A 15,946-nucleotide genomic window follows, 5' to 3' on the forward strand; every position below is an offset into this window, starting at 1 on the left:
AGAGTGTCTCACCGCTTATTTTCAGCAAACGCCAAAATCGCCGTCTTCGCTATATCAGGTGACATCTGCTGCTTTCAGAGTGAATTTTTCGCCACTTTCATTACTGGCCTGTACGGCCACAATCTGCTCGTCATTCACTTCAACAACTTTCAATTTTGGTCCGCCCATACGCGGTTGAACCAGATCGCCGGGTTTAAACATACTGTCCTCCGTTCTTGATGGCAAAACCCACCATAGATCAGGGCCATCGGCGGGTACAGCGCTGTTTCACCGATTACCGCTTAATGAGTACGCCGATTCCAGGGCATTTTATCCAGCAACCGCGCCATGCCGCAGAAGCCGGTAACGCCTGCCAGGATAAGCCCCGCGCCGACAAAGCCGCTGAGCAGAAAGAAGGCGCTGCCAACGGCGTAACCGAGAACCACGCCGAGTAAGATAAGACTGCCTGCGGCAATCTGCACCTGGCGCATCAGCGGTAACGGCTGTGATTTATCTTCTACGACCGGCAAATCTGCTGCCTTCCAGCCGTCGATTCCCCCCTCAAGCAGCCAGCACTGGGCTGGTGCAGCAATTGCACTCAGTTTTGTGGCCGCATTTTGTGTGCGCTTACCCGACTGGCAGTGAAAAATAATGCGATCGGCGCGTAAGTTATCCGGCAATAACCCCTGGTCGAGCGCGGACAACGGTGCCAGATGCGCCTGCGGAATATGTTCGCGCAGATACTCATCGGCATCACGAATATCAATCAGTTTGGCTCCTTGCGCTAACAGCGTCTGCGCCTCGCGCGGGGAAATCGTCCCAATGGTCATGTTGGCTCCTTACGGGCAATACAGTGTTTTTAATGTGGCGATGAGGGAATTCACCGCCGCATTTTTGATGAAGTAGAGAATGCGCTGGGCATCACGTTGGCGGTCTATTAATCCTTCCTCGCGCATTCGTGCCAGGTGCTGGGAGGTGGCAGAGGGGCTGAGTCCGGTGATCCGTGCAAGCTCACCCGCGCTGGTGCCCGGCGACCCGCAAAGCATGCACAAAATCAGCAGCCGCTTCGGGTTGCTCATTGCTTTTAGCAAGCTGGCGGCCTGTTCAGCGCTGGCCTGGAGTTGTTCGAGTTCAGTCATTTTTATTTAAGTAATTGCTAAATTAAGCATAGTCTAAAATAAAGAGGCAACGTACGCCAGCGTCAAGAGCGTAAAGGAGGGTAAAACAGCAGGGCGAGACGGGGGGAGTTAGCTACACTGATTATTCTTAGAGATAAAATCTCTTTCTAAACAATGAGTAATTTTTTGCTTGTAGGGAGTGTGTATGGGTTTCTGGAGAATTGTTTTAACGATCATTTTACCTCCGCTTGGCGTGCTGCTGGGCAAAGGTTTTGGCTGGGCGTTTATCCTCAATATTGTGCTGACGCTGCTGGGCTATATCCCAGGTCTGATCCACGCTTTCTGGGTACAGACCCGTGATTAAACTTTTTCTGCCAGCAGTTTGCCGGACATCGCCTGCTGAATAATCGGAATCGGCGTCAGCAGGTGCTGGCGCATTAATTCACTGGCGCGTACGGCATCGCGCGCCAGAATTGCGTCGGTCAGCGTCTGATGCTGATCGTGTTTATCTTCCAGCATTTCCACCGACAGCACCGTTTTACGCAGCCAGATAAACCGGTAGCGCGCCGCCAGAGAGAACAGCCGTTCACGCATTTGCAGCAGATACTGCGACCCACAGCCGGCAACAATCGCCGTATGAAACGCCTGATGGCGCTGATCCCATTCATCCAGCATCTCTTCGCTGGCATCAACGGCTTCCAGTTTGCTGAGCATATGTGCGCGCGCCAGAATTTCCGCTTCCCAGGCGTCGTCGCCGCGTTCGATAGCCAGACTGACCAGCATGGCTTCCATGTTGGCGCGGGCGTCAAAAATATCCAGCAGCTCCTGCTCAGACATTGACGCCACACGATACCCTTTCTGATTGACCACCGTGACCAGTCGCTCCGCCACCAGTTGCGAAAGCGCCTCGCGCAACGGTCCTACGCCGAGTTCATAGCGTGACGTCAGCAGACTCATTCGCAATTTTTCATCGGGCTGAAACACCCCGCGGATAATGTCGTTCTTGAGCCAGCGGTATCCATCAATGGCCGTCGGTTGGGAAATGGCGGTCATGGTCTTACTCCTGAAAAGTTGTCCCGGCCTGCGCCGGGAACGGGTTTAACGCGTACTGTGCAACGGTGCTTTTTGCCACGATAGCAGTTTTTTCCAGCGCGCCATAATAGGCACGGTGCAAATGATCGCGATGGCGAGCAGCCCGGTTGAGATGACTTCCAGCTGTTGTGCCGGACGAAACAGCATCGCCACCAGTACAAAGCCAATAAAACCGATCACCAGCCACGTCAGCCACGGATAGAGCCACATTTTCATCTTGATATCTGCACCTTCCGCCAGCAGGATTTTGCGCATCCGCAGTTGGGAAACAGCAATGACCAGATAGACCAGCAGCGCGATGGCACCAGAGCTGTCGATGAGAAATTTAAACACTTTTGCCGGTGCGTAATAATTCACGATCACGGTGAGAAACGCCGCCCCGGTAGAGAGTAGCACGGCGACATAAGGCGTTTTGCTGCGGTTGAGTTTACCCATAAAGGCCGGGGCATCACCGCGACGGCTCAGGGAATACAGCATACGGGAGGAGGTATACAGCGCTGAGTTCAGACAGCTGGTGACTGACAGTAAAATGACACAGTCCATGATCAGCTTAGCGTGCGGGATATGCAGTAACTCCAGCACCGAGCGGTAAGAGCCCACCTCTTTCAGCCCCGGCATGTTCCAGGGGATTAGCGCGACGACCACAAAAATGGAACACAGATAGAAAATGGAGATACGCCAGATGACCGAGTTCGTGGCGCGCACGATGTGTTTATCCGGCGTGTCGGACTCGGCGGCAGCAATGGTGACAATTTCTGCGCCCATAAAAGAGAACATGGTGATCAGCATCGCGCTCAGCACTGCGCCAAAACCGTTGGGCATAAAACCGCCCTGATCCCATAGCCTTGATACTCCGCTGACCTCGGCGTAGGGATAAAACCCACTAATCGCCGCCGCCCCGAGGGCAATAAATGCCAGGATGGCAATCACTTTGCACAGTGCCAGCCAGAACTCAAACTCGCCGTAATTTTTGACGCTCAGCAAATTACTGCCGGTTAACGCCAGCGTGATAACCAGGGAAAATAACCAGATGGGCACGCCCGGGATCCAGGAATGCAGAATGATGGCGGCAATGTTGGCTTCCAGCGGAATAACCAGCACCCAGAACCACCAGTACAGCCAGCCAATGGTATACCCAGCCCACGGGCCGATGGCCTTATCGGCATAGGTAGAAAACGATCCGGTATCCGGCGTGGCGACGGCCATTTCGGCCAGCATGCGCATAATCATCACCACCAGTAACCCGGCGAACAGATAGGCCAGTAGCACCGCGGGACCGGCTTCTGCAATCGCTACGCTTGAACCGACAAACAGGCTGGCGCCGATAACCCCGGCAATAGACAACATGGTGACGTGGCGTGATTTCAGCCCGCCCCCTAAATCATGTGATTGTGACACTTGCCCCATCTTTTAACCTCGTTATTGTTATTGACGTCGCTTCCTGCACCTTACCCGTAGGCCCGGTAAGCGGAGCGCTACCGGGCATCACAATATTGCCGGAGGCGGCGCATGCGCTTTATCCGGCCTACAATCCCCGCTCAGATACGGGGTTTAGCCTTGCTTCGCCTCGGCAAAACACTCGGCGATAATGTCCAGCCCCTGGCGGATTTGCCCGTCTTCAATGGTCAGTGGAACGAGGATGCGCAGCACGTTGTAGTACGGTCCGCAGGAGAGCAGGATCAGCCCTTTATCACGGGCGCGGGCGACAATTTCGGCGGTCAATTTCGCATTAGGCTTATGGCGATCGCCGTCTTCGAACAGTTCAATCGCAATCATCGCCCCCAGGCCACGTACGTCACCAATCTCACGGTGGGTTTCGGCAATCGCCAGCAGGCCGTTGCGCAGGGTGTTGCCGAGGTCATTGGCTTTTTGCAGCAGATTTTCCTGCTCGAAGATGTTCAGCACCGCCAGCGCGGCGGCACAGGCAATCGGGTTCCCGGCATAGGTGCCGCCCAGACCGCCCGGTGGGATCGCGTCCATCACCTCGGCGCGTCCGGTTACGCCCGCCAGCGGGAAGCCGCCGGCAATCGATTTGGCGAACGTGGTGATATCCGGCGCGACGCCCATTTGTTCCATCGCGAACAGCGTGCCGGTACGGCCCGCGCCGCTCTGGACTTCATCGGCAATCAGCATGATCCCATGCTCGTCACAAATGGCGCGCAGGCGCTGCATAAAGGCAGGGGAGGCGGCATAGAAACCGCCTTCGCCCTGGATAGGTTCAATGACGATGGCGGCAATGTCTTCCGGTGCGGCATCGTTTTTGAAGATGCGGTGGATACTGGCGATGGCATCGTCTTCGCTGATGTCATGCAGCGCACAAGGATACAGGGCGCGATAAACATGGCCCGGCATCAGCCCCATACCGGCAGAGTAAGGGTTTACCTTTCCGGTTAGCGACAGGGTGTAGTGGGTTCGGCCATGGTAAGCGCCGCTAAAGGCAATGGTACCGCTGCGTTTGGTGGCGGCGCGGGCGATTTTTACCGCGTTCTCCACCGCTTCGGAGCCGGTGGTCACCAGCAGGGTTTTCTTGGCGAAATCGCCCGGCACCTTTTGGTTCATGATTTCACACAGTTCGAGGTACGGCTCGTAGGCCAGCACCTGGAAGCAGGTATGCGACAGCTTTTTCAACTGCGCTTCTACCGCAGAGACAATCTGTGGGTGCAGGTGGCCGGTGTTCAGTACCGCGATGCCGCCAGCAAAATCAAGGAATTCACGCCCTTCAACGTCCCAGACCCGGCAGTTTTCTGCGCGTTCGGCAAAAATCGGGTGGATCTGTCCTACGCCACGTGGAACTGCGTTGCTACGACGTTGCATGAGTTCTTTATTGGTGCTCATCAGGTGTTCTCCAGTATTGTTTTATTAAAGTCCGATACACATGTATTTGATTTCTAAATAGTCTTCGATGCCGTATTTCGATCCTTCACGGCCAAGACCGGAGGCTTTGATGCCACCAAAGGGAGCGACTTCGTTGGAGATAATGCCGGTGTTAATGCCGACAATGCCGTACTCCAGCGCTTCACCGACGCGAAAGACGCGGCTCAAATCACGGGCGTAGAAATAGGCGGCAAGGCCGAACTCGGTATCGTTGGCCTGCGCGATGACGTCAGCTTCGTCTTTAAAGCGGAACAGCGGTGCCAGCGGGCCGAACGTCTCCTCTTTGGCAACTTTGGCATGGTTGGGCACGTCGACCAGGATGGTTGGCTGGAAGAAATTACCGCCCAGCGCGTGAGCCTTACCGCCGCTGATAATCCGGGCGCCTTTATCCAGTGCGTCGGCAATGTGTTCCTCTACTTTGGCGACGGCCTTTTCATCGATCAGCGGTCCGGTGGTGACGTCAGGTTGCAGGCCGTCGCCAAGGTGCAGCTTGCTTACGGCTTGCTGAAGTTTTTCGGCAAAGCGTTCATACACGCCATCCTGGACGTACAGACGGTTGGCGCAAACGCAGGTCTGCCCGGCATTGCGGAACTTCGAGGCCAGCGCGCCTTCGACCGCTTTGTCGAGATCGGCATCGTCAAAAACGATAAACGGCGCGTTGCCGCCCAGCTCCAGCGACACTTTTTTGATGTCTTTGGCACACTGTTGCATGAGCTGACGACCAATTTCAGTGGAGCCGGTAAACGACAGCTTGCGCACCAGCGGGTTGCTGGTGAGCTCGTTGCCGACCGCGCCCGCCGAACCGGTGACCACGCTGAAGACGCCTGCCGGGATCCCGGCGCGGTTAGCCAGTTCTGCCAGCGCCAGCGCGGAGAACGGCGTCTGGCTGGCGGGTTTAAGCACCATGGTGCAGCCTGCGGCCAGCGCCGGACCGGCTTTGCGGGTGATCATTGCCGACGGGAAGTTCCACGGCGTAATTGCGGCGGTGACGCCGATGGGCTGCTTAATGACGATCAGGCGTTTATCGGCCTGATGGCCGGGAATGGTGTCGCCATAAATGCGTTTACCTTCCTCGGCAAACCATTCAATAAAGGAGGCGGCATAGGTGATTTCGCCTTTGGCTTCCGCCAGCGGCTTACCTTGTTCGAGGGTCATCAGGCGGGCGAGATCGTCCTGGTGCTCAATCATCAGGTTGAACCAACGGCGCAGAATCGTCGCCCGCTCTTTGGCGGTTAGCGCACGCCAGGCAGGCAGTGCACGGTTAGCTGCCTCAATGGCTTCACGGGTTTCATCCGCGCCCATTTTCGGTACGCTACCCAATTGCTGACCGTTGGCGGGATTGGTCACCGCGATAGTTTCGCCGCCGTTGGCGTCGCGCCAGTGGCCGTCAATCAGCGCCTGCTGGCGAAATAAGGTGGGATCGTTAAGTTGCATAATAGCGTCCTGTCGTAAAAGGGTTAACGGGTAAAGGCGGCGTGTAATGTCTCCACGCTACGTGCCGCACGCAGCGTGCGTCCGGGATTGCTCTGGTTTTCCAGTAGCGCATGAACTTTGCTGACGATATGCGCCCCGATGGGGAGAGCCGACGTCGCCGCCGGAGAAGGCGCGTTGCAGGTGTGAATCGAACGCGGCGTGGTGACAAACAGGAAGTCGTCAATCAGTTTGCCATCCGGCGATACCGCCTGTGCCCGCACGCCCGCAGGCCAGGGCTGCAGGTCTTTTAGCGTCAGGCTCGGGCAGTATTTTTGTACCCGGCGCAGGTAGCCGCTTTTGCACAGCGAGTTTTTCATCTCGCTTAAGCCGGAACGTAAATTGTTTTGTAGCACCCGACGGATGCCGGAAGAGCCGAGGATTTCCAGCGTGTCACTCAAAGAAATATCACGTTTACGATAGCCTTCACGCTTAAACGCCAGCACCGCGTTGGGGCCGACCGTGACGCTGCCATCGATCATGCGGGTGAGATGTACGCCGAGAAACGGCATTGCCGGATCGGGGATCGGGTAGATCAGGTGGTTGACGATGTGGTTATGTTCCGGCGCCAGACGGAAGTATTCCCCGCGAAACGGACAGATGATAAAGCCCGGCTCAACGCCGAGCATTTTCACCAGTCGATCAGCCATCAACCCGGAGCAGCTAATCAGCGTAGCACCCTCATACTCCTGGCCCTGGCGGGTGTGTACGATAACGCCCGCTGCGTGTTCTTTCAGGCCGCTGACTTCGGCGTTGTAAACAATCTCGCCGCCTTTGGCCTGGAAAATTCTCGCCATCGCGGCGGTGACGTCGCGGTAGCTGACGATCCCGCTTGATGGCACAAAAATCCCACCCAGCCCGGTGATGTTAGGTTCGCGCTCGTGCAGTTCTTCGGCATTGAGCCATTCGCGCTCAAGACCGTTGGCGGCGGTGCGATCCCACAGGGCACGCATACGCTCCATTTCAAGCGTTGAGGTGGCGACCAGCATCTTTCCACAGACGTCATAGCGGATGCCGTTTTGATCGCAAAAGGCTTTGGTGGCGAGATTGCCGGCCAGACAAAACTTCGCCTTCAGGCTGCCGGGGGTGTAATAGACCCCGGCATGGATCACTCCGCTGTTGTGGCCCGTCTGATGACAGGCCGGACCGGACTCTTTTTCCAGCAGCGCAATTCTGGCGTCCGGGTAGACATCAATCAGCTGCATGGCGGTCGACATGCCGATAATGCCGCCGCCAATAATCACAAAATCATACATCCGCTTAATTCCTTCGCGCTTACTGATGCGTCTGGTAGTGGTTTGTAGCGTAGGCAAAGTAACCACGCTGGCGCATCAGTTCGCGGCGCAGGTCCGGATGCGACGTAAAGCGATCGCGGCCGTGCAGCCAGAACAGGTTGTTGATCAGCAGGAATTTACCGACCGAAACCGGAACGGACAGGATGCTTTTGCTGGTCTCCAGCGCATCGGAGAGCGCGCTTAGCCAGACACCCTCTTCATAATCTTTTGGCTGGACGAACTGGTCGATGTAGCGCATTACCGGGCGACCCTGCTGGTCGACGTCAAACACCGGATGAAACACGTCCTGGCTGACGTTTTTGCTTGGCGGCGCGGCAAAACGCATTGGGCGGCGGGCCAGCGGATGGGTGAAGTAGTTCTCCAGATGTTCCCAGTCGTCGAGGTGCAGCAGCAGCGAATTGCCGCCGGTCATGTTCTGCTCATCGATTTTCATCATCAGCACGTAGTCGGTGATTTCTTCGAGGTAGGTGCCGTCGTTATGCAGCTCCATCACGCGGTGTGGCTGGCGCAGGTAGCTGTCGGAGTTATCGACGTTTTTCACCACGAAACGCGCGTAGTACTGACCGCTCATCGCATCAAAGTTGGAGCGGCCGATCAGGTGCGCCACTGCCGTTGCCAGTTTGACCATCTCCTCTGCCTGCGCCACGTCATCGACACCTTCCGCGTTGATCAGCAATGCACCTTCGGCGCGATCCAGCAGCGTTTTTAGCAGCAACGGTTGCAGCTGATTGCCGCACAAGTCGTCGAGGATGTTTGCTACTTTGAAGCGCAGGAAGGATTTGTATTCCAGCGCCTGCACCGGCCATTGCGCCACGGCCTGCAGAAATTGCTCAGCGGTTTGGGCAGAAAACGTCAGCTCCAGCAGGCGTGGTGACTGGGCTGACGGTTTCAGCGTGAAGCCACGGTAGTGCTGGGCTGGATCTTCAGCGTTCGGTTGTACGGCAGTCAGTGCGTTCATCAGAATCGATCCTCTCAGTAGATTGTCAGGGAGACATGGCGCTGCTCGTTTCGTAGCCATAAATTAAAAATATCTACATTTTTGGAAAACGCGCACAGAATGAACTTGTTTGTTTATTATTTGTGATCAAAAACAACAAATATTTAACATTATAAAAGGTGAGGGTAATTACGCGGAGCGGGAGGAAATACGGAGAAGGATCTTTTAAAACAGAGGGTTAATCAGGCTGCCGCTGGCGGAGCGCCGCGACAGCCACAATATCAGTAGCCGACTTTGTAAATACGACCGGTTTGAATGCCTTCGACGCTGCGGCGATAGGCGTTAGCGACCGTGGCGGCGGGGACGCTTTCAAAGCCAGGGAAGAAACCGTCATACGCCGCAGCGGATTCACTCAGCACGGTGGGGCTTATCAGGTTAATGCGTATGCCGCGCCCTAATTCGCAGGCTGCGGCGCGTACAAACCCTTCCAGTCCGGCGTTGACCGTTGCCGCGCTGGCCCCTTGCGCAATCGGCTCATGGGCGATAATGCCGCTAATCAGCGTAATCGAACCGCCCTCGTTGAGGTGATGCTGCCCGGTCAATGCCAGCCGCACCTGGCCTAGCAACTTATCCTGCAACCCCTGATTAAACTCGCCGTCAGTCATGGTCGACAGGGGACCAAAGAACAGGCTACCGGTGGCGGAAACGATGGCATCTACCCGACCGATTTTTTCAAACAGCGCCTGCACGCTGTGCTGTGAGGTGATATCGACCTGGTAATCACCCTGCGTGCGGCCCACGCGAACAATCTCATGTTTGCGACCCAGTTCTTCTGCGACTGCGCGGCCGACGGTACCGCTGGCACCAATAATGACGATTTTCATAACCACCTCCGCAATTGTGTGAGCCGCTATTCTTTAATGAAAATGAAATCGGATAAACTGGCTAAAAGTTAGATGATTACTAACCAGAGGTTTGTAATATGGATAAACTTCGCGGCATGGAAACGTTTATCGCCGTGGTGGAAAGCGGCAGCTTTACCGGGGCGGCAACGCGGCTGGAAATGTCGGCGGTGATGGTAGGGAAATATATCGCACTGCTGGAAGCGCAGCTCGGTACACGGTTACTGGAGCGCAACACCCGTCGCCAAAGTCTGACCGACGCCGGGCGCGTCTATGTTGAGGAAGCCCGGCGGGTGCTGGAACAGGTGTCGATAGCCGAACGCTCGGTGGAACGACTGCGGTTGGCACCGGCGGGGACGCTGCGCATCAGCGCGCCCACGTCTTTTGGCGCCTGTGTCGTTTCGCCGCTGGCCGCGGCTTTTTTACAACGCTGGCCCGAGGTGCGTATTGAACTGGATCTGACTAACCGGATGGTGGATTTGGTGAACGAGGGGGTCGATCTGGCGATCCGCATTGGTGATATTCACCAGACGGATGTGGTGGCGAAATATCTGTGCCCGTACCGTATGGCGATCTGCGCGTCAGCGGACTATCTGGCGCGTTACGGTACGCCCCGGACGCCTGCAGATCTGGTAGACCATCTGTGCTTGTCCCACACGGTGTGGACGGCGCGTAACGAATGGACGTTGCCGGGTATGGAAGGTGAAGTCAGATGGAAACGCGATGCGATCCTGCGCTGTAACGATGGTCACGGTCTGCGCATGGCGGCGGTGGCGGGCGCGGGGTTGCTGTTGCAGCCGGAAGTGTTGCTGGCGGACGAGCTTGCCAGCGGCAAACTGGTTCGGGTGCTGGAGGGCTTTACGCCACAGCCGAGACCGATTCATCTGCTGTGGCGTCAGGATTTACGCCCCTTGCCGAAACTGACGCAGTTTGTCGAGCAGATGCTGGAAGGCACGCAGGGGTTACGCTGAAAATAAAAATGCCGGATGGCGCTGCGCTAATCCGGCCTACGGGAGGTAGCTATTGTAGGCCGGACTAGACGCGTCAGCGCCCCATCCGGCCTATTATTAGCCGATATCCACCTGCGGTTTGCGGTTGCGCTTGCGGATCAGGCGCAGCACCGGTGGGATCACGATAACCATCACCGCCATCGCCAGCAGGACTTTTGCCACGCCGCTGGCCCACAGAATATCCATACTGCCGTTGCTGATCGACAGCGCGCGGCGCAGGTTCTGCTCCAGCATTTCGCCCAGTACAAAGCCCAAAATCAACGGCGACATCGGGAAGTGCATTTTACGCAAAATGTAGCCGAAGACGCCGAGCCCGACCATCAGCACCAGATCGAACGTCGTACTGTGTACCGCGTACACGCCGACAGCGGAGACCGCCGCGATGGCCGGCACCAAAAACCACAGCGGGATGGTCAACATGCGGGTAAACAGACCGATCAGCGGGATGTTCATCACCAGCAGCATCACGTTGGCAATCAGCAGTGCCGCAATCAATCCCCAGACGATGTCCGGTTGCTCGGTAAACATCGCCGGACCCGGGGTGATGTTGTATAGCGTCAGCGCGCCCATCATCACCGCCGTAGTGCCGGAGCCAGGTACGCCGAGCGTCAGCATCGGAATAAACGAGCCGCAGGCCGAGGCGTTGTTCGCCGCCTCCGGTGCGGCAACGCCGCGAATATCCCCTTTACCGAAGCTGTCGCTGTTACCGCTGAGCTTTTTCTCGGTCATGTAGGTGATGGCGCTGGCGATGGTCGCCCCGGCGCCAGGCAATACGCCGACAAAAAAGCCTATCACCGACGAGCGCAGCGTCGCGCCCACGCATTGCGCACCTTCTTTGGCGTTGAACATCATGCGGCCGGTTTTACGTACCAGCGCCTGACCGCTGCTGGTATGTTCCAGCATTAACAGGATTTCTGAGACAGAGAACAGCCCAATCACCACCACGATAAACTGCACGCCGTCGGAGAGATGAACACTGTCAAAGGTGAAGCGATATACCCCGGTGTTGGCGTCTACGCCGACGGTCGCAAGGCCAAGACCGATCAGCGCTGCCAGAAAGGATTTCAGCGGGTTTTGCGCCATCATGCTGCCGAGGCAAGCAATGGCGAAGACCATTAAGGCAAAGTATTCTGCCGGACCGAAGGCCAGCGACCATTGAGCCAGTGCCGGAGCAAACAGAATGATGCCGCCGATGGCGATCAGCGAGCCAAAGAAAGAGCTGACCGCCGAGATAGAGAGAGCCACGCCGCCGCGTCCTTGCTGCGCCATCGGGTAGCCGTCGAGGGCGGTCATAATAGCGGCGGCATCGCCGGGAACGTTCAGCAAAATCGACGAGATTCGCCCGCCGTATTCGCAGCCGATGTAAACGGTCGCCAGCAGGATCAGCGCGGACTCTGCGGGCAGGTGCAACGCAAAAGCCAGCGGCAGCAGGATCGCCACGCCGTTAATGGGGCCTAGCCCCGGCAACAGCCCGACAATGGTGCCAACAAAACAGCCGATCAGCGCAATGACCAGGTTTTCCGGCGTCATCGCCACCGCAAAACCCTGAGAAAGATATATCCAGGTATCCATCGTTTCTCCGTTAACTCAGCCAGGCGCCGAGAGGTAAGGTGACGTCAAGCAGCCGATCGAAGGCATACCACAGCAGAATGCCAAGAACCGACCCGGAAATACCCGCCGCCGGGATGGTGGCCCCGAACAGCAGGCCAATCACCACGGTGAGAATGGCGGTGGCAATGGGAAAACCCAGCCACTCGAATCCCCAGGCGTACATAAACAGAATAATCACCATCGTCAGCAGCTTTTGCAGTACGTGGCGACGAGGCCAGCTGATGGTGTCCGGGTGGCGCAGGAGTAACGCCACGGCGCACAGCAACATCAGGCCGATAATGCCCAGCGGAAAGGGACGCGGGCCGACCGGCTCATAGCTGTATTCGCTGGTTATTTGCCAGGCCACGAACAGCCCGGCTATACAGAGCAACAGCCAGATACCTGCAAAAATACGATCGCTCATCATTGTTGCCCCTGCGCTTATTTAGCCAGACCGAAGGCTTTTGCCTGCTCACGATAATCGGTGACCTGCTTCTTCACGTAGGCGTCGAGTTGTTGCCCACTCATGTTGAATTCAAACAGACCGCGAAGATCGCGTTGCTTTTTAAATTCATCGGTTTGCTGGAGTTTGGCAAAGGCGTCCACCCACCATTGATACTCGGCGTCGCTGACTTTGGGGCCGACGTAGAAGCCGCGGATAATCGGCCACACGAGGTCATATCCCTGCTCTTTGGCGGTGGGCACATTGGCTAACTGACCCGGTAAACGTTGGTCGGAGAACACCGCCAGGACGCGGATTTTGTCGCCGTTGAGGTAGGGCACCATCTCGCTGAGATCGCCGGAGACCACCTGCACGTGATTGCCCATCAGCGCCGTGACCGGTTCACCGCCGCCCTCAAACGCCACGTAACGCATCTTATGCGGATCGACGTTGGCTTTTTGCGCCAGCAGCGCCGACTTCATCCAGTCCTGACTGCCAATAGAGGCACCGGCGCCAATCACTACGCTGTTGGGATCTTTCTCCATGGCCGTCAGCAGGTCTTTCAGCGTTTTCCATGGGGCATCGTTGCGCACGGCAATCATGCCGTAGTCGGTACCGACGCTTGCCAGCCAGCGCACATCGTCGACGCCGTAACGGCCAAATTTACCCTGCGACAGGTTCAGCAGCGACCCGCCGGAGAAGGCCACCACGGTGCCTGCTTCGGCAGGGCGTTGGGCGACGATGGCGTTATAGGCGACCGCCCCGACACCGCCAGGCATATAGGTCACGCGCATCGGTTTTTCGATGGCGCCGGTTTCCATCATGCTCACCTGAATCAGTTTACAGGTGAGGTCAAAACCGCCGCCGGGTTTAGCCGGGGCGATACATTCGGTGCGTGAAGGCGCTTGTTCCGCCAGAACAGAGGTACTCATCAGTAACATGCTTGCAGTAAGGGTACGAAGTAATTGTTTTTTCATTATTTATCCTCACGCCGGATGACCGGATTTCGGGTACGGAAGATTATTTTTGTGATTATGTGAGCCGATGTGTAGCAGTTCGGTTGCGTGATTGTTAAAACATTAACCTTTCAATTCCCTTTCAATGCGGCAGAAACTTTACAGGATGTGATATGCGTCTCTTATTAGCGGAAGATAACCGTGAGCTCGCTCACTGGCTGGAGAAAGCGCTGGTGCAAAACGGTTTTGCCGTTGACTGCGTGTTTGATGGTCTGGCGGCCGATCACCTGTTACACAGTGAAACCTATGCGCTGGCGGTGCTGGACATCAATATGCCTGGGCTGGACGGTCTTGAGGTGGTTCAGCGGCTACGTAAGCGCGGGCAAACACTTCCCGTTTTGCTGCTGACAGCACGTAGCGCGGTGGCGGATCGGGTAAAGGGGCTTAACGCCGGTGCGGATGATTACCTGGCAAAACCGTTTGAGATTGAAGAGCTGGATGCCAGGCTGCGGGCGCTGCTGCGGCGTAGCGCGGGGCAAGTGCAGGGTATACAGCAACTTGGTGAGCTGGCGTTTCATGATGAGGGTTATTTTCTGCTGCAGGGACAACCGCTGGCGCTGACGCCGCGCGAACAGGCGCTGCTGACGGTGCTGATGTACCGACGGTTGCGTCCGGTCTCGCGCCAGCAGTTGTTTGAACAGGTCTTCAGCCTGAGCGATGAGGTCAGCCCCGAAAGTATTGAACTTTACATCCACCGTTTGCGTAAAAAACTGAACGGCAGCGACGTGCGTATCGCGACCCTGCGCGGCCTGGGCTATGTGCTGGAGCGCAGTGATGAAGTGGGTTAAGCCGCAGTCGCTGTATCTGCAACTGCTGATGTTCCTTGGCTTACCGCTGCTACTGCTGTGGGGGCTGTCGGCGTTTAACAGCTATGTCAGTGCCCTGCAGGCGGCGACTCAGGCGTATGACCGGACGCTGCTCTCATCGGCGAGAACGGTATCCGAGCGGCTGGTGGTGCGCAATAAACGCCTGGAAGTCAACGTACCGTGGGTGGTACTGGACAGCTTTGAGCTGAACATGAACGATCGGCTGTACTACAAAGTGGTGGATCCAACGGGGAAGGTCATTTCCGGCTATGACGATTTGCCGGCGATGCCGCCTTCCACCTCGCGCACCCGGCTATACCCGGCGCTGGCGTGGTTTTATCATACTGAATATCGCGGGGAGGCTATTCGCGTGGCACGCCTGCTCCAGCCGGTGAATGAAGGCGGGATTGTCGGTATGGCGGAGATTTATGTCGCCGAAACGCTGCAATCACGACGCTATCTGGCGCGACAGCTGCTGTTCTCATCCTGGGTATCCCAGGGGCTGCTGGTACTGCTGACGCTGGTGCTGGTCGGCTGGCTGCTGCGACGAGTATTACGCCCGATGCGCCAGCTGTCATCACTGATGGTACGCCGCGAGCCGGGGCTGCTGACGCCACTGCCGGAACTGCTGCCGTGGTCGGAAACTCGTCTGCTTATCGTGGCCTTCAATCGCTACATTGACCGGCTACGCGCACTGATATCGCGCCAGGAGCGCTTCAGCGCAGATGCTTCTCATCAGCTAAAAACCCCGCTGGCGGTGCTAAAAACGCAGGCTGCGGTAGCCCTTGCTAGCCCACAACCGCAGCAGTGGTATGAGAGTTTACAGGCTATGAGCACTACCCTCGACAGCACCATTCAATTGACCGAGAGGCTGTTACAGCTTTCTGCCGTGAAGCGCAAAGAGCAGGGAGAAAGACACTTTTCACCGGTCAATCTGTTTGAGGTGGTGCAAACCAGCTGTTTTACCCGCCTGGCGCAGGCGCGCAGCAAAGCCATCGATCTCGGCTATGAAGGGGAACAAGAGGCGGTGTGGATTGAAGGGGATGATGTTTTGCTCGGCGAACTGTGCGGAAATCTGCTGGATAATGCGCTGAAATACACGCCTGCACAGGGAATGGTCACCGCCCGCCTGCTGCGCGAGGGAGAAAGCGTGGTGCTGGTGGTTGAAGACAGTGGCCCCGGTATTGATGACGATCGGGTGCATCAGGCGCTGTTACCGTTTCATCGCCTGGATAATGTGGACAATGTTCCTGGGGCGGGGATTGGGCTGGCGCTGGTCAATGATATTGCTCGCCTGCACCGCACGCACCCACAACTGTCGCGCAGTGAAACTCTGGGAGGGCTAAGCGTGCGGGTGCGGTTTTTATGCGTCGCGGGTTAAAGCAGCTAAAAATAATCAGGCATAACCTATTTTG

The 15,946-nt window shown here is 56.8% G+C and carries 17 protein-coding genes; 4 read left to right on the top strand and 13 right to left on the bottom strand.

Annotation, left to right across the window (positions count from 1 at the left end; translation table 11 throughout):
• Nucleotides 1–54: 54 nt before the first annotated feature.
• From FDW98_RS16990 to FDW98_RS17000, 3 genes are all read right to left on the bottom strand, one after another.
• Nucleotides 55–201: a hypothetical protein gene (locus tag FDW98_RS16990; protein ID WP_096756013.1), complete on the bottom strand. Its 147-nt coding sequence runs from the start codon at nt 199–201 to the stop codon at nt 55–57.
• Between the two features lie 80 nt (nt 202–281).
• Entirely contained in the window at nt 282–809 is a 528-nt protein-coding gene (locus tag FDW98_RS16995) for a rhodanese family protein (RefSeq protein WP_096756014.1), read from the bottom strand.
• A 9-nt stretch (nt 810–818) separates the two neighbouring features.
• Nucleotides 819–1,118 (bottom strand): helix-turn-helix transcriptional regulator, encoded by a 300-nt coding sequence (locus tag FDW98_RS17000; protein WP_096756015.1) that lies wholly within the window; start codon nt 1,116–1,118, stop codon nt 819–821.
• A 184-nt stretch (nt 1,119–1,302) separates the two neighbouring features.
• Here FDW98_RS17000 and FDW98_RS17005 point away from each other — a divergent pair, with 184 nt between their 5' ends.
• Nucleotides 1,303–1,461, top strand: a complete 159-nt coding sequence (locus tag FDW98_RS17005; protein WP_015585265.1) for a YqaE/Pmp3 family membrane protein — start codon at nt 1,303–1,305, stop codon at nt 1,459–1,461.
• Here the strand turns inward: FDW98_RS17005 and csiR are convergent.
• From csiR to FDW98_RS17040, 7 genes are all read right to left on the bottom strand, one after another.
• On the bottom strand, nt 1,458–2,150 hold the full coding sequence (csiR, locus tag FDW98_RS17010) for a DNA-binding transcriptional regulator CsiR (RefSeq protein ID WP_096756016.1): 693 nt from the start codon (nt 2,148–2,150) through the stop codon (nt 1,458–1,460). The genes FDW98_RS17005 and csiR overlap by 4 nt on opposite strands.
• 45 nt (nt 2,151–2,195) lie before the next feature.
• A complete protein-coding gene (gabP, locus tag FDW98_RS17015) occupies nt 2,196–3,596 on the bottom strand; it encodes a GABA permease (protein WP_096756017.1) in 1,401 nt (466 codons plus the stop codon).
• A gap of 144 nt (nt 3,597–3,740) precedes the next feature.
• Nucleotides 3,741–5,024: a 4-aminobutyrate--2-oxoglutarate transaminase gene (gene gabT, locus FDW98_RS17020; protein WP_117343199.1), complete on the bottom strand. Its 1,284-nt coding sequence runs from the start codon at nt 5,022–5,024 to the stop codon at nt 3,741–3,743.
• 24 nt (nt 5,025–5,048) lie between these two features.
• Nucleotides 5,049–6,497, bottom strand: a complete 1,449-nt coding sequence (gene gabD, locus FDW98_RS17025) for an NADP-dependent succinate-semialdehyde dehydrogenase (protein WP_096756019.1) — start codon at nt 6,495–6,497, stop codon at nt 5,049–5,051.
• Nucleotides 6,498–6,520: 23 nt separating this feature from the next.
• Nucleotides 6,521–7,789 (bottom strand): L-2-hydroxyglutarate oxidase, encoded by a 1,269-nt coding sequence (gene lhgO / locus FDW98_RS17030; protein WP_096756020.1) that lies wholly within the window; start codon nt 7,787–7,789, stop codon nt 6,521–6,523.
• A gap of 19 nt (nt 7,790–7,808) precedes the next feature.
• Nucleotides 7,809–8,786 (bottom strand): glutarate dioxygenase GlaH, encoded by a 978-nt coding sequence (glaH, locus tag FDW98_RS17035; protein WP_096756021.1) that lies wholly within the window; start codon nt 8,784–8,786, stop codon nt 7,809–7,811.
• 260 nt (nt 8,787–9,046) lie between these two features.
• Nucleotides 9,047–9,649: a short chain dehydrogenase gene (locus FDW98_RS17040; RefSeq protein ID WP_096756022.1), complete on the bottom strand. Its 603-nt coding sequence runs from the start codon at nt 9,647–9,649 to the stop codon at nt 9,047–9,049.
• Between the two features lie 98 nt (nt 9,650–9,747).
• On the opposite strand from FDW98_RS17040, the gene FDW98_RS17045 reads away from it, so the two are divergent.
• On the top strand, nt 9,748–10,638 hold the full coding sequence (locus FDW98_RS17045; protein ID WP_096756023.1) for a LysR family transcriptional regulator: 891 nt from the start codon (nt 9,748–9,750) through the stop codon (nt 10,636–10,638).
• A 96-nt stretch (nt 10,639–10,734) separates the two neighbouring features.
• On the opposite strand, the gene FDW98_RS17050 is transcribed toward FDW98_RS17045, so the two are convergent.
• The 3 genes from FDW98_RS17050 to FDW98_RS17060 are packed head-to-tail and all read right to left on the bottom strand — an operon-like array spanning nt 10,735 to nt 13,686.
• A complete protein-coding gene (locus tag FDW98_RS17050; RefSeq protein ID WP_096756024.1) occupies nt 10,735–12,249 on the bottom strand; it encodes a tripartite tricarboxylate transporter permease in 1,515 nt (504 codons plus the stop codon).
• A gap of 10 nt (nt 12,250–12,259) precedes the next feature.
• Nucleotides 12,260–12,694, bottom strand: coding sequence for a tripartite tricarboxylate transporter TctB family protein (locus FDW98_RS17055; protein WP_096756025.1), 435 nt, complete (start codon nt 12,692–12,694; stop codon nt 12,260–12,262).
• A gap of 14 nt (nt 12,695–12,708) precedes the next feature.
• Nucleotides 12,709–13,686, bottom strand: coding sequence for a tripartite tricarboxylate transporter substrate binding protein (locus FDW98_RS17060; RefSeq protein WP_096756026.1), 978 nt, complete (start codon nt 13,684–13,686; stop codon nt 12,709–12,711).
• 152 nt (nt 13,687–13,838) lie between these two features.
• Between FDW98_RS17060 and tctD the strand changes: the two genes are divergently transcribed.
• Nucleotides 13,839–14,513, top strand: coding sequence for a transcriptional regulator TctD (gene tctD / locus FDW98_RS17065; protein ID WP_096756027.1), 675 nt, complete (start codon nt 13,839–13,841; stop codon nt 14,511–14,513).
• Nucleotides 14,500–15,912: a sensor histidine kinase gene (locus FDW98_RS17070; protein WP_096756028.1), complete on the top strand. Its 1,413-nt coding sequence runs from the start codon at nt 14,500–14,502 to the stop codon at nt 15,910–15,912. The genes tctD and FDW98_RS17070 overlap by 14 nt, the downstream gene beginning before the upstream one ends.
• The last annotated feature ends 34 nt before the right edge of the window (nt 15,913–15,946 follow it).

This window comes from Citrobacter sp. wls711, from assembly GCF_005281055.1.
In the GTDB taxonomy this organism is placed as follows: domain Bacteria; phylum Pseudomonadota; class Gammaproteobacteria; order Enterobacterales; family Enterobacteriaceae; genus Citrobacter; species Citrobacter gillenii.